Raw genomic sequence first — 13,340 nt, 5'->3', positions numbered from 1 at the left:
AAGAATTACGGCCTATGCGACCGCCCCGCAAGCGCGTCGGTTCCGCATCCTGTTTCGTCAGAGGCCCTGCTCCTCGAGCACCTTCTTCGCGACGCGGAAGCATTCAAGCGACTGCGGGACGCCACAATAGATGCCGACCACGTGGATGATGGCGCGGATCTCCTCCTTGGTGACGCCGTTGTTCAGCGCGCCACGGCAGTGGATTTCCCATTCGTGCATCTTGCCCAGCGCGCCGATCATGGCGAGGTTCATCATCGAGCGGGTCTTGGGCTCGATCACGTCGTCGCCCCAGCCGAAACCCCAGCACCAGGCGGTCATCGCCTCCTGGAAGGGCCGGGTGAAATCGTCGGCCGCTTCGAGGTTCTTCTCGACATATTCGGCGCCGAGCGTCGCCTTGCGCTGTTCGAGGCCTTTCAGGAAGAGGTCTTCGTCGAATGTGCTCATGTCAGGGTCCTCCGTCACACATCTATGGGCCGCAGGACGTAAAGATCGTCTGCGGCGGTCAGGATCTTGTCGTGGTCATGGAGCACCGCGCGCCAGCCGGCCGGGATGCCCTCGTAACCGTAGATACGCCCGGCGAGCTGTCCCGCTACGGCGCCGACCGTGTCGGCATCACCGCCGAGGTTGACCGCGGCGAGCAGCACGTCGCGGAACGTGTCGCCCTGCGTCAGCGCCCAGAAGGCCGCGTGGAGCGTGTGGACGACATACCCGCTGGCCACATCGGGTGGCGCGTCGGGACGCGGCAGCAGCGACGTGTCGCCGGTAACCATGAAACGGGCCATGCTGGCCGCGGCCTTCATGCAGGTGGGGCTGGCATGGGTCAGGCGGCTTTGCATCTGGGCGACGGCCATGGCGCTGTCGACCTGTGCCCCGTAGGCCAGCACCACGGGCGCCAGCCGCATGATGCCGCCATTACCGGATTTCGCCTCGTCCGTCGGGCCGCAATAAGGATGGCGGGTCTTCTCGAAGAGGTCGAGCGCCTCGGCCGTCTGGACGCCGATATCGAAGCAGACACCGGTCGAGGAGAGGTAGCCGTGGCGACGCCAGTTGACGAAGCGCTTCATGGCGTCTTCAGGGTCCCAGCCGTTCGCGGAGCGAAGCATCTGCGCCAGGCACATGGCCATCGACGTGTCGTCTGTCCACTGGCCGGGATCGAGCTTGAAGGGGCCGCCGCCGGTGACGGTTGTGACCGGTTCGAACGTGCCGCGTTCGCGGAATTCCAGCGTGGTGCCCAGCGCGTCGCCCACCGCGAGGCCGATCAGCATGCCCCGGGCCTGGTCCTGCGAGAAGGGCTTTCCCGTCTGGGTCATGGCCGCGGCAGCTTCTCGGAGAACCGGCCGGAGAGGGCACGGTCATGGGCGCCCTGCTCTTCCGCATCGTCGCCCGCGTCGAGCGTGTCGAGGCGGAGGCCCTTGTGCGAGTAGACCGGCCAGCCCGCGCGGGACAGGCCGCGCAGGCGGGCGGCCATGGCGCGTTTCTTGTTCACCTGGTGGGGCTGGAAATGGTCGTAGTCGCGGGGCGTATGTTCCTTGCCGAGCGTGAGGTCGCCGGCCTCGACCGCGGCCTGCATGAGCCGCTGGCCGGTGGATGTACGGGTGATGACGCCGTTGAACCCCGCATCCTCGCCCTCGGGCTGGGCATCGGGCCATATGTCGGCGGCGGCGATATCGGCGGCCTCTCCGATGGCGTCCGGGCAGAGCTTGCAGCGGGTCTGGATCCGCCAGCCGGCCTCGTCGCCCCAGAGCTCGTCATAGGTGCGCTCATAGGCACGGCCGTCGCTGGTTTCCACCCGGGCGCGGCCCGGGTTGCCATAGCCGCGGTAGCGGAAGACCGTGACCTCCTCCTCGGCCACGCCCAACTCGTCGAGCAGCATCCACGACTTCCCGAGATCGGAGGCGCCACCGCAGACCATGACCAGCACCGCGACCAGCAGTTTCTCGAGCCTTGGGTCGGCCTTGGCGCGGGCGCGCACGGCGCCGGCATCGCAGGGCTTGGCAATGATGGCGAAAGGTTCACCGCGGGCCAACGCAGCCTCCAGCCCGGCCAGCGTGTCGGAGGGCCCGTAGCGGGAGCCGGAGCGGCGGGCCACCTCTTCGGGCGTCTCGCTCATCACCCAGCGAGAGCGGACGGGGTGAGCCGGGTCAGCCGAGCAATGGAGGATGAAGCGAGCCTTGCCGCTTTTCAGCAGATGCATGCCCAGCGCCGTCAACACCCCGCCGGTGGCGGCGCGGAAACGGATTTCCGGATCACCCGCCCAGGCCTCTCCCATATGGACGTAGCGGCCCCAGACATCGTCTTCTTTCGGGCCGTCTGCGGTGGCTTCGGCAACCGTGCCGGGACAGGCGGCCAGAATGGCCGCATCGGCGGCGGGGTCTTCCGGCCCGAGCGGCGCCGGTCGAAGGCGCCCTTCCGCTGTCATGGTCATCTTCCAGCGGTCGGGGCCCAGCGCCTCGCACAACCCGCAGCCGATGCAGAGCCCGTGCTCGACGACCTCGTGCACCGAGGCGGGCTGCCGCCCGTCATTCGGCATTGAGCATCTCGCGGATCGATGCCTCGATCTGCCCGCCGCACCAGGCATGGCCGAAGCGGGTGTCGGTGTCATCGCGCATGGCTGCCAAATCGTCGGTGGACATGATGCGCTTTCCGAGTGACAGGACATGCGGCGCGTGCGCCTCGACCAGAGGGCGCAATTCCGGAAGCTGCGCGGTCATGGTGAACCAGAGCGTGGCGGTGACCAGGTCGGCAAGTCCCGGGGCGTCGGTGCCCAGCATGTGGCCGCTGTCGGCCTTCAACCCGTGGGCGTGGCCCGTTGCCTCGAATATCTGTGCCCAGCGCGGCAGACGGTCTTCGGTGAAGCTGTCCCACTCGTCGTGGTTCCACATGGAGCGGCCGCCGAAGCGGGTGACCTCGTCGAGCACGTCGTTGGCGTCGGCGATGATCTTGTGGGTGAGGGCCGCGGGTTCGGGGGCTTGCGGCATCAGGTCGAGGGTCGTGCCCAGATAGGCAAGTACGGCGGGCATCTGGGCGATGGCGGTATCGGCTCCGTGGTCGACCAGCAACGGCGGTGCCATGAAGGGGAGTGGCTGGTCGGTGACTTTCGCGCCCATGACGTCGGTGATGGCGTCTATGCCGGGCTCGTCCCATGTCTTGCCGGCATATGCCAGCACGGCGCGAATGAACTGGCCCCGGAAGGGCAGCGGCCAGTAGTAGAGGGTATAGTCTGCCATGGTCTGCCTTTCATCAATGTTGCCGGGAAGAGCGCGGCGGCAACGAGGAACCTCGGTCTGCATCCATTTCAAAGTGGCATTGCAGCCCTTCGTTGCTCGTTCGGCCTCCCCGGACCAGGATCCCCGCTTTCTCGACGGCCCAAGGAACCGGCGTGTCTTTGCCGTCACTGGTAAACCGTCTGCCCCGCCGAAGCGCAACCGGAAATCCGCCGAGACCCGGATGGAGAGACTTTGCAGCGCTGAGACGGGGCGGCATAACGGTGGCAACACGGCAAATGAACGGGAATCGCATGTTGAACACGACTTGGCAGGCCCTGCTGGAGGCGACCAGAGCACTTCACCGCGACGTTCCAGCGTTGTCGGACTTCTGCGATTTCCCCGATCCGGTGACGGCGCGGGCCTGTGATGCGAAGCACGACCCGCTCTGTGATGCCATGCTCGGGCAGACGGCGCTGCCCACCCTGCCCGCTCTGCAGGTCTTCCACCAAAGCGCCATGGCCGCCGCGCGCAGCGCACAGTGGCGCGACACCTATCGCGACACGGCGTTCGGAGAGACGCTGCACGCCCATTTCGGGAGTTTCGAGGTGGTGGGCCGGGACACGGTGCTGGGGGCCGAGGGCATGCGCAGTTTCCTGGTCTACCAGGCACCGGGGTTTCATTACCCGATGCACCACCATCCGGCCGAGGAGATCTACCTGGTGCTGGCCGGATGGGGCGAGTTTCATCTGCAAGGCCAGCCGTCGCGCCGGCTGGAGGCCGGTGAAACGGCGCTGCACCCCGAGAACGCGCCACATGCCCTGACCACGCATGACGCGCCGCTCGTGGCTTACGTGGTCTGGAAGGGTGACGTTGAAAAGAAGCCGGTCTGGACGGAAACGGACCCGCCGATCTGACGGATGAAAGCGCCACTGGTCCGTTCGCGCCGTCACGGTGCCGCGAACGGAAAAGACCGCGCTGACAGGTTCTGGCATGCAGGACCCACGTCTTTTCCCTGTCGGAGCCGTGCGGATGCTGATCGACGCCCCTTCCCCGCTTCTTGATGCTAACGACATCCGGGCGCTGTTCGACTTGGCGTTGTTGGCGGCGCGTGATTGGCACGCAACCTGCCCCGTCCAGCAGGGTTTTGCGCCGTGGCCGGAAGACCTGGTGTATGTCTCGCGCGAAGCGGTACAGATTCCGGGGCTGGCACACATGGTGCATGACCCCGGCGCGGCTTCGGAGGCATCCCGCGCCCTCAGAGACGCGATTCTCGCGGTGGCTCCCTTCGCCGAGTGGCGGCTGACCTATACCGAGGACGAGGTCGGCGCGGATTTCCTTCAGCGCTTCGGGTGGTTCGAACTGGCCGGTCCAGAGGGCCATTTCCTGACGGATCATGCCCGGATCACGGTGGGGTTCTGGGGGGCAAACCTTTACTATCCGCGCCACCAGCACGAGCCGGAAGAACTTTACACCATCGTGTCGGGGAAGGCCCTGTTTCACGCCGATGGCGAAGAGGACCAGGCGCTTGGCGCGGGGGCCACACGCATTCACGCGGCGAACCAGCCCCACGCGATGACCACGAGCGACTCGCCGATCCTGACGCTGGTCTACTGGCGGGGCGCAGGGTTGGCAGACCCTCCACGCCTGACAGCCGCCTGAGCACCGGGGAATTGCGAGGCGCCGAATGGTCGGCCTCGCCCCGCTCCTACTGCGAAGCCGGGGTCTGAACAGCTGAATTTCGCGGCAGATTCGGACAGTTCGACTGATTTCGCTTGTTCCGCAGGCAAAAAAAGGTGCGAGGGATCGAAGACGATAGACGGCTGGATTTTGGGTTTGCGACAGCCACCAAGCCCTCAAGCGAAAATTTTATTCCTCATGTGAAAATTTTTCTATTCCAAAGCCGAAATATCTGGCAACATGCCTATCACTCATGCAGAGTTGAAACGTCATTGGGCCACAATTGGTGCGGCGAACGGCACGAAAAGAAAACCAAAACTGGTCCGGATAAAGTGGGGGCCGGAAGATCAGACCCCCGTAAACACGAACCGAATGTCTGAACGGGAGGACACGTCAATGGATACCGATATCGGTGCTTTGACGGTGATATTCACCGAATTTTACTACTGGGTCACCGTACCGCTCATGTTCCTGATCCACGTCGGGTTCTGTATGTACGAGGTCGGCGCGACCCGGCACAAGAACCACATCCACACCCTAATGAAGAACACCATGCTGATCCCGCTGGTGACGGTCACCTTCTTCTTCTTCGGCTGGTGGATCTACTTCGCCTTCCCCAACGGGCCGGGCATTACCGGTGGCCTCACGCAATCGGACAACGCCGTGCCGTGGGGCGAACTGATGGGCACGCACCTTGGCGGGCCGGGCGTGAACGACCCGCAGGCGCAGGGCTATGGCGCCGACCTGGGCAACGGCTACTGGGCGCGGCTCAACGGCGTGTTCTGGGCCGCGTTCCTTCTGTTCAGCTGGACCGCGGCATCGATTGTTTCGGGCGCCACGATCGAGCGGATCCGGCCCTCGGCCTTCTGGATCCTGGCGGTCGTCATCGGCTCGTTCACCTGGATCATCGACGCGGCCTGGGGCTGGCACCCGGACGGGTGGATGGTCACGCAGCTGGGCTATCACGACGCCTATGCCTCGGGCGTGATCCACGCGATCGCGGGCGGCTTTGCCCTTGGCGTCATATGCGTGCTCGGGCCCCGGATCGGCAAGTTCGCCCCCGACGGCACACCGCGCAACATCAACCCTCACAACAAGTGGCTGGTGACGATCGGGCTGTTCCTGATCTACTGCGGCTTCTGGGGCTTCTACGTGGCCTGCAACGTGCCGATCATCGGCTCGGGGGCTATCGGGGCCGCGGAAGGGACGTTCACGGCGACGACCATCTACCTGACGCCCACTACCCTTTCGGCGATCGTCTTCAACTTCCTGATGTCGCTGTCGGGCGGGTTGCTGATGGGCTACGTGGTATCGCGAGGCGAGGCCTTCTGGACCTACTCGGCCGGCCTTGCCGGCGTCATTACCGCCTCGGCGGGGAATGACCTGTACCACCCGATCGAAGCAATGCTGATCGGCGCGGTCGGCGCCTATTGTGCCTACAAGCTGCACTTCTGGGTCGAGCGGACGTTCAAGATCGATGATCCGGTCGGCGCGGTTGCGGTGCATGGTTATGCTGGCTTCATCGGCCTGATCATCGCCGGCTTCGTGCTGTGGGGCCACCCGGCCACGGCGGGCTACCACGAAGAGATTGCCTCGATCACGCCGTGGGGCCAGCTCGCCGGGGCATGCATCATGTTCATCGTGCTGGGCTTCATCCCGGCCTGGATCGTGTCGAAGATCCTTCAGGGGATGGGTATGCTGCGCGTTCCGCCCGCGGTCGAACTGGTGGGGCTCGACATGAGCGAGGAGCTGAGAGAGGAGGCCGACGCCATCGCGGTGTCGGAAGCCGATATCGAAGAGGCCAAGCGCCTCGGACTGCTGACCTGAGGAGGACGTAACAATGTCAACCACGATCGTCGAAAGCTGGTCCGGCGCGGACCTGTCGCAACTGGGCCCCGTCTATCCGGGCGTCGGATGGGAGGTGACCCTCTTCGTTCTGGGCGTGGCCTTCTGGCTGCTGTTCCATATCCTTCAGGCGCGCATCGAGAAGAAGGAGTTCGAGGTGGACGAGGCCGCCGCCCGCAGCAAGGAGCGGCTGGAAAGGGTCTTCGACGAGGAGGCGCGCGAATAGGCGCGCACCCGAGACTCGCACAAAAAAATGGCGCCGGCCCCTTGGGCCGGCGCTTTTGGTTCAATTGGCCCCTTCATACGCAACTCCCCGAATGACAGGCATATTCCCCGGCAAACAGCCTGTTTGCCCCGACCAATGCCTGCATTTTCAGCCTGTTTGCCTTCTATTTCAGCAACATTGAAATTTCGTGTTGGCTTAGCATTGGTGTAGCGTTCACACGGTTTACGAACCAATTGTGAACCAAAAGGGCCGGCAAGCAAGCCCACCAATGGTACGGAGGTACGACCCACATGGAAGAGCAACTCGCGGAACTCGCGGCCAAGGTGGCCGCCATTGAATCGAAGGGGAATCTGACGAACACGATGTTCGCGGAGACCTATTACTACCTGACCATCCCGCTGATGATCATCATTCACGCAGGCTTTCTGGCCTACGAAATGGGCGCCTCGCGCGCCAAGAACGCCCTGTCTTCGGGCGTCAAGAACATCCTGGCCTTCGCTTTCGTAATCCCCGCCTTCTATTTCTTCGGGTGGTGGGTCTACTGGGCGTTCCCCACCGGATTTACCCTCTCGGCTGGCCCGAACGGGATTTCGGGTGCGGAATATGCCAATGGCTTCGCGCTCGCCTGGGGCGAGGCGGCCGCCTACATGGGCCCGAACACGGAGGACCAGATCGACGGCGTCTTCTGGGGTGCCTTCACGCTGTTTGCGGCGACAACGGCTTCGATTTTCTCGGGCGCGGTCATCGAGCGCATCCAGACGGTCGGGTTCGTGATCCTCGCCATCGTGTTGGGCGGGTTCAGCTGGACGTTGGCAGCGGCATGGGGCTGGCATTCCGACGGCTGGCTGATCCAGCAATGGGGCGTGCATGACTTCGGCGCGGCGGGGCTTGTCCACGCGGTCGCGGCCTTCTTCGCTCTCGGCGTGCTGATCAATCTCGGCCCCCGGATCGGCAAGTTCAACGAGGACGGCACGGCCAACAACCTCGCCGGGCACAACATGCCCTTTACGGCGACCGGCCTCATGCTCATCGTCGTGGGCTTCTGGGGCTTCCTGATGGGGTGTCTCGTCGTGGGTGGCGAAAGCTGGTCGTGGGGTGGAAACTTCACCACGATCTACGGCACGCCAACCAACCTCGGCGCGCTCAGCTTCAACATCCTTATGGGTGTCGCGGGCGGTATCATCGGGGCCTGGTCGCTGACGCGCGATCCGTTCTGGATGATGTCGGGGGCGCTGGCCGGCCTGATCTCGGTGGCGTCGGGGGTCGATATCTACTTCCCCTCGCTTACCTTCATCATCGCCATGGTGGCGGGCCTGATGCTGAAACCGGCGGCGACCTTCATCGAGAGCTTCGGCATCGATGACGCGGTGGGCGCGGTTACCGTGCACGGCGTGATGGGTGTCTTCGGCATGCTGATCCTGGGGATCTTCGCCAGCGGCTACCCTGCCCTTCTGGGCGAAGGCGTCCCGACGGTCAGCTTCATCGGTCAATTCGTGGGCACGGTCGTATTCGTCGCGATCGGGTTCATCACCGGCTACGGCTGTTCGCTGATCCTGAAACTGGTCGGCATGCTGCGCGTTCCGGAAGCTGCTGAAATCGCCGGTCTCGACACCGTCAAGGTGCCGGCACAGGCCTATCCCGAGGGCATCATGGCATCGCCCCCGGCATCCAAGTAACAGGAGGACTTAAGAATGGGATTTCCCTTTGACACACCGACATGGGATGGCGTCTCCGGCGCGATCTTCATGGGGCTCGGAAGCTCGGCCCCGGCGATCTTCTCGTTCATCGCGATCGTGATGTCGATCCTGGCGCTGGTCTTCGGCCAGAAGACGGAAGCCGGAAAGTACCGCAGCCACAAGTAAAGCTGCATCATGGCTGAAAAACGAGACGCCCCGCTGGCCATCATCCAGCGGGGCGCCTTCTTAGAGCGGAGCAGATGCGGCAGCGGTCACGCCACCCGCGCCAGCCCCGCCCCGCTCTTTCCCGAAACGAACCTTTCGTGCAGGCACTTCACGGCGTCGTCGGCCGCATCGCGAGGCACGACGAACTGTACATCGACATTGCGCGGCGTCTGCTGAGCGGCAACGACGTCGATACCCGCCTCGTGCAGGGCCTGAAGGCCGTGGCCCAGCACCCGCTCGCCCGTCAGGTCGCGGCCGATGACCGCCACAAGCGACACGGCGCGCGCCGTGACCTCGGCCTGAGGGTAGACCTCCTCGATCTCGCGGATCACGCGCTTGGCCGTCTTGAGCGAGGCCTGGATGTAATGCGTGATGTTGTTGGCGTTCGACGTTTTCGACACGATCCAGACGTTGTGGCGCTTGAGCGCCTCCAGCGCGGTCGCATCGTAACCTTTGACGCCAACCATGTCCTGTTCGAAAAGCTCGAGTGCCACCACGCCGAGGCCGGTGACGATCTCGACACCGGGGTTCTCGGCCTTCTCCTCGTCGATCAGCGTCCCAGGGTCACCCGGCTCGAACGCGTTGGTCACGCGCAGGGTGATACCGGCACGGCGCAGGATCTTGGCGGCGTTGGGATGGATCGCCTCCATCCCCATGTTCGCCAGCTGGTCGGCCACGTCGTAGTTGGTGTGACCCAGCTTGCGCGCATTCTCGACGCCCACAAGGCCCGGATCGGCCGATGACAGGTGAAATTCCTTGTGGATGATCGCCTCGTGCGCGCCGGTGTGGGCGGCGATGTTCGAGAAGGTCACCTCGGAATAGCCCCGGTCATATTCGCGCATCAGCCCTTCGGTGCACTGGGCATAGCCCGTGACGATGGGCAGTTCGCGGGTCAGGTCGATGTCGTCGAGCCCGGCCGCGATACGCTCTTCCAGCGTGTGCTCGGCCTCGTCGCGCCAGCCGCTGAGGTCGACAAAACGGGCATCGACACCGTTACGCTGCAGCAGCAGCGCGGTGACGAAGGCCGAATGCGCCTCGCCCAGGCCCGAAAGAAGCTCGCGGATCACCAGCATGTGGCTGGACAGGCGGAAATGACCGAAGGAGCAGAGACGCTGGAGGTCGAAGAGGCACGAACGCGCCCCCTCCACCCGTTCACGAACGAACTCGTCGGCCATGTTCTGATCGCCGGGATGGCTGAGCACCTTGCGGTGCGCCTCGCACATGGCATCGCCGACCGAAGAAAGCGCGTCGAGCCAGCCATGATCGTTGTCGTCATTGGCGAAAAGGCCATAGACGCCCGGTCGGCCCGATTTCTTGTGCTCGAGCAGAAGGTCGGTGATGCCGCCGAAGGCCGAGACGACGAAAATGCGGTGATAGAGATCGGACCCTTCGCGCCCCCCGATCAGCAGCGTGTCGAGCAACTCGTCCACGCGGCTCATCGAGGTGCCGCCGATCTTCTCGACGGTATGCTTTGGAAAACTCATGACGTTATTCCTTTCGGCGGTCAGTCCGCCAACTCTTCCGCGGCGGCATAAGAGCCATCTTCGCGGTGTACCTCGTTGCCGGTCACCGGCGGGTTGAACACACAGGCCATGACGAGCTCTTCCTCGGCCCGAAGGACGTGGCGGTCGTGCTTGTCGAGCGCATACATCACGCCCGGCTTGATCTCGTGTGTTTCCCCGGTGGCGATGTCGGTTATCGACCCCTTGCCGGACATGCAGTACACGCTTTCGAAGTGGTTCTTGTATTCGAACGTATGCTCAGATCCCGTGTTCAGGAACGTGATGTGAAACGAGAACCCCATCTTGTCATCGGCCAGAAGCATCCTGACCGACGACCATTCTGCGTCGGTAACGACGCGGTCTTTCTGGTTCTCGACGATATCGTTGAAATCTCTGACAATCATTTTGTTACTCCGCTGCCATCTTTGTGGATGCCGAGGCGTCGCGTGCTGCCTCGAGCAGGATGTCGAGCCCCTTGCGGAAGGTGTCTTCCGACGTCGTCAGGGGGGCGAGCACCTTGACGACCTCGTCGTCGGCGCCCGAGGTTTCGATCACGAGGCCTTTCTCGAAGGCGCGGGCGCAGATGTCGCCCGCCAGGTCGCCGGAACCCACGTCAACGCCCTGCATCAGGCCGCGGCCCTTGAGGCGCGCGCCGGGGATGATGTCGGCGATGGCTTGCAGGCCTTCGGTCAGGATCTGGCTCTTGCCCTGAACTTCTTTCGCGAAGTCATCGGTCTTCCAGAACTTTTCCAGAGCGACCCGGCCCGTGACGAAGGCGTGCGTGTTGCCCCGGAACGTGCCGTTATGTTCGGCCGGCTTCCAGATGTCGTGCTCGGGCTTGATCAGAAGCGCGGCGAACGGCAGGCCGAAGCCCGAAAGCGATTTCGCCTGCGTGATCATGTCCGGGTCAATCCCGGCTTCCTCGAAGGCGAAGTAGGTGCCCGTGCGGCCACAGCCCGACTGGATGTCGTCGACGATCAGCATGGCGCCGTACTTGAGGGCAAGGCGCTCAACGCCCTGCATCCATTCCTTGGAGGCGGCGGTGAGACCGCCCTCGCCCTGCACCGGCTCGAAGATGAACGCAGCGGGCGCATCAATGCCGGACGAGGAGTTGTCGAGCATCATTTCGGCCTGGGCGAGCGTGTCGACGTCGTCGCCAAGTGCCCCTTCGAAGGGGAAATGCGTGACGTCGCCCAGGGCCCCGCCACCGGCGCCGCCGCGCTTGCCGGCATTACCGGTCAGCGAAAGCGCTCCCATGGTCATGCCGTGGAATCCATTGGTAAAGGCCACGATGTTGCGCCGGCCGGTGACCTTGCGGGCAAGCTTCATCGCCGCCTCGACGGCGTTGGTGCCGGTCGGGCCGGTCATCATGATCTTGTGGTCCATACCGCGCGGCTTGAGGATGTTGTCCTCGTATGCCTTCAGGAAACGGGCCTTCTCGGTCGTGTACATGTCGAGCCCGTGGGCAATCCCGTCGCCCGAGATATGCTCGATCAGCGCGGCTTTCATGTCGGGGTCGTTGTGCCCGTAGTTGAGCGACGAGCACCCGGCGAGGAAGTCGATATAGGTTTTGCCGTCGGCATCGGTGAGTTCCGAGCCAAGGGCCTTCGTGAAGACCGTGTCGAAGCTGCGGCAGTAGCTGCGCGCCTCTGATTCGCGGCGTTCAAATACAGATTTGTCGGCTGACGTGTCAGTCGGCATGGCGTGTCCTTTGGTTTGATGGATTTGAAGCGGAAGGCGGGCAGCCCCTTCAGGCTGCCTTCTTCAGTTCTTCCGCGAGGTCGATGGTGACCATGTATTCGGTGTTGTGTTTTCCACGGAAGTGCAGGGCCTCACCGAAATAGGCCTGCGAGGAAAGCCGCGCGTCCTGCTGTTTCGCGAACTTGCGGAACAGCTTCCACGAGGCAGCGTTCGAGCGCGTGATGGTGGTCTGAATGCGCTCGACATCCTTGCAAATGTCGCGCTGCAGAAGGCTCTTGAGCATTAGCGTGCCAAGGCCCATGCCGCGCGCTTCGGAAGACACGGCGACCTGCCAGACGAACAGCGTCGAGGGATCGTTCGGCATGACGTAAGCCGAAACCCAGCCCGCCGGCTTGCCGCCAAGCTCTGCCAGAACGCACGTATCGCGGAAATGGTCACACTGGATCAGGTTGCAATACATCGAGTTCTCGTCGAGCGGCTTGCAGGCCCTGATCAGCGACCAGATATCCGCGCCGTCTTCGGGCACGGGTTTTCGCAACGAGGGCGTCGCCTTGTCGATCAGTTCGAGCGTGTGTCGCATCGGTCTGCTGTCTCCTCAGTTTTGCTTTGATTACTAAAGTAGTTTCCCCGACTACAAACTTCAAGGTGCAAAGCAAACAGAAGTAGAATGTCGCGCGCGGACGGTAAAACAGCGCATTTTGCACATAAAATCATTGCTCTTGCTTCATTCAGCAAAGCAATTTCGTGGATTGCCGAAAAATAATTATTATGTGACTGTAAAGTAAAAGCTTGCGGAGTCGTCCATGGAACGCATTGATACCTGCCTTATCGCCCTGCGCAGAATCCTTCGCGCGACCGACACCTATGCACGCGACCTTGCCCAGTCGGCCGGGCTGACAGCCGTGCAGTTCCGGGTGCTGCAGTTGATCGCCGAGCGCGGGCGCTGCACTGCCACGGAAATTTCGCACCGGATGATCGTATCGCAGGCCACGGTGACTGCCCTTGTCGACAAGCTGGTCAAGAAGGGACTGGTGGTGCGCGAGAAGTCGAACACGGACCGGCGGCAGACAAACATCATCCTGACGGAAGAGGGCCGCGCGACGGTCGACAACGCGCCCGATGCGCTTCAACAGCAGTTCGTCGCCCGTTTCGAGGCGTTGGAGGACTGGGAGCAATCGATGATCGTGGCCTCGCTGGAACGGGTGGCGAAGATGCTCAATGCCGCCAATCTCGATGCCTCGCCGGTGCTCGACTCCCGCGAGTTGCGCAACGGCGCCTGAGG

15 protein-coding genes are annotated in these 13,340 nt (G+C 63.4%); 7 read left to right on the top strand and 8 right to left on the bottom strand.

Annotated elements, in window-relative coordinates:
• Window positions 1-57: 57 nt before the first annotated feature.
• From QUV18_RS04775 to QUV18_RS04760, 4 genes are read right to left on the bottom strand one after another with little or no spacing between them, the layout of a single operon-like run.
• Window positions 58-444: a carboxymuconolactone decarboxylase family protein gene (locus tag QUV18_RS04775; protein WP_300892290.1), complete on the bottom strand. Its 387-nt coding sequence runs from the start codon at window positions 442-444 to the stop codon at window positions 58-60.
• Between the two features lie 14 nt (window positions 445-458).
• On the bottom strand, window positions 459-1,310 hold the full coding sequence (locus QUV18_RS04770) for an ADP-ribosylglycohydrolase family protein (protein WP_300892289.1): 852 nt from the start codon (window positions 1,308-1,310) through the stop codon (window positions 459-461).
• Window positions 1,307-2,530 carry a Coenzyme F420 hydrogenase/dehydrogenase, beta subunit C-terminal domain gene (locus tag QUV18_RS04765; protein WP_300892288.1) on the bottom strand — a complete coding sequence of 408 codons (1,224 nt, stop codon included), beginning with the start codon at window positions 2,528-2,530 and terminating at the stop codon, window positions 1,307-1,309. Before QUV18_RS04765 ends, QUV18_RS04770 begins: the two co-directional genes overlap by 4 nt.
• Window positions 2,520-3,227 carry a glutathione S-transferase gene (locus QUV18_RS04760; protein WP_300892287.1) on the bottom strand — a complete coding sequence of 236 codons (708 nt, stop codon included), beginning with the start codon at window positions 3,225-3,227 and terminating at the stop codon, window positions 2,520-2,522. The genes QUV18_RS04765 and QUV18_RS04760 overlap by 11 nt, the downstream gene beginning before the upstream one ends.
• Before the next feature lie 290 nt (window positions 3,228-3,517).
• Between QUV18_RS04760 and QUV18_RS04755 the strand changes: the two genes are divergently transcribed.
• From QUV18_RS04755 to QUV18_RS04730, 6 genes are all read left to right on the top strand, one after another.
• A complete protein-coding gene (locus QUV18_RS04755) occupies window positions 3,518-4,120 on the top strand; it encodes a dimethylsulfonioproprionate lyase family protein (RefSeq protein WP_300892286.1) in 603 nt (200 codons plus the stop codon).
• A 115-nt stretch (window positions 4,121-4,235) separates the two neighbouring features.
• Complete coding sequence (locus tag QUV18_RS04750; protein WP_300892285.1) at window positions 4,236-4,865, top strand: dimethylsulfonioproprionate lyase family protein; 630 nt, start codon at window positions 4,236-4,238, stop codon at window positions 4,863-4,865.
• Window positions 4,866-5,279: 414 nt separating this feature from the next.
• A complete protein-coding gene (locus tag QUV18_RS04745) occupies window positions 5,280-6,710 on the top strand; it encodes an ammonium transporter (RefSeq protein WP_300892284.1) in 1,431 nt (476 codons plus the stop codon).
• Between the two features lie 13 nt (window positions 6,711-6,723).
• Entirely contained in the window at window positions 6,724-6,954 is a 231-nt protein-coding gene (locus tag QUV18_RS04740; RefSeq protein ID WP_300892283.1) for a hypothetical protein, read from the top strand.
• Window positions 6,955-7,244: 290 nt separating this feature from the next.
• Entirely contained in the window at window positions 7,245-8,630 is a 1,386-nt protein-coding gene (locus QUV18_RS04735) for an ammonium transporter (RefSeq protein WP_300892282.1), read from the top strand.
• A gap of 15 nt (window positions 8,631-8,645) precedes the next feature.
• Window positions 8,646-8,816, top strand: a complete 171-nt coding sequence (locus QUV18_RS04730) for a hypothetical protein (protein WP_300892281.1) — start codon at window positions 8,646-8,648, stop codon at window positions 8,814-8,816.
• Window positions 8,817-8,902: 86 nt separating this feature from the next.
• Here the strand turns inward: QUV18_RS04730 and QUV18_RS04725 are convergent, their stop codons facing one another.
• Genes QUV18_RS04725 through ectA form a run of 4 tightly spaced genes read right to left on the bottom strand, consistent with a single transcriptional unit; the run spans window position 8,903 to window position 12,638 of the window.
• Complete coding sequence (locus tag QUV18_RS04725; protein WP_300892280.1) at window positions 8,903-10,339, bottom strand: aspartate kinase; 1,437 nt, start codon at window positions 10,337-10,339, stop codon at window positions 8,903-8,905.
• A 20-nt stretch (window positions 10,340-10,359) separates the two neighbouring features.
• Window positions 10,360-10,761 (bottom strand): ectoine synthase, encoded by a 402-nt coding sequence (locus tag QUV18_RS04720; protein WP_300892279.1) that lies wholly within the window; start codon window positions 10,759-10,761, stop codon window positions 10,360-10,362.
• Window positions 10,762-10,765: 4 nt separating this feature from the next.
• Window positions 10,766-12,058 (bottom strand): diaminobutyrate--2-oxoglutarate transaminase, encoded by a 1,293-nt coding sequence (gene ectB / locus QUV18_RS04715; RefSeq protein WP_300892278.1) that lies wholly within the window; start codon window positions 12,056-12,058, stop codon window positions 10,766-10,768.
• Window positions 12,059-12,107: 49 nt separating this feature from the next.
• On the bottom strand, window positions 12,108-12,638 hold the full coding sequence (gene ectA / locus QUV18_RS04710; protein WP_300892277.1) for a diaminobutyrate acetyltransferase: 531 nt from the start codon (window positions 12,636-12,638) through the stop codon (window positions 12,108-12,110).
• Between the two features lie 223 nt (window positions 12,639-12,861).
• Between ectA and QUV18_RS04705 the strand changes: the two genes are divergently transcribed.
• Window positions 12,862-13,338 carry a MarR family transcriptional regulator gene (locus QUV18_RS04705; protein WP_300892276.1) on the top strand — a complete coding sequence of 159 codons (477 nt, stop codon included), beginning with the start codon at window positions 12,862-12,864 and terminating at the stop codon, window positions 13,336-13,338.
• Window positions 13,339-13,340 lie beyond the last annotated feature (2 nt).

Origin of the sequence: Roseovarius sp. (genome assembly GCF_030373445.1) — a bacterium.
GTDB lineage: Bacteria > Pseudomonadota > Alphaproteobacteria > Rhodobacterales > Rhodobacteraceae > Roseovarius.
This window is presented reverse-complemented; position numbering and strand designations above follow the sequence as displayed.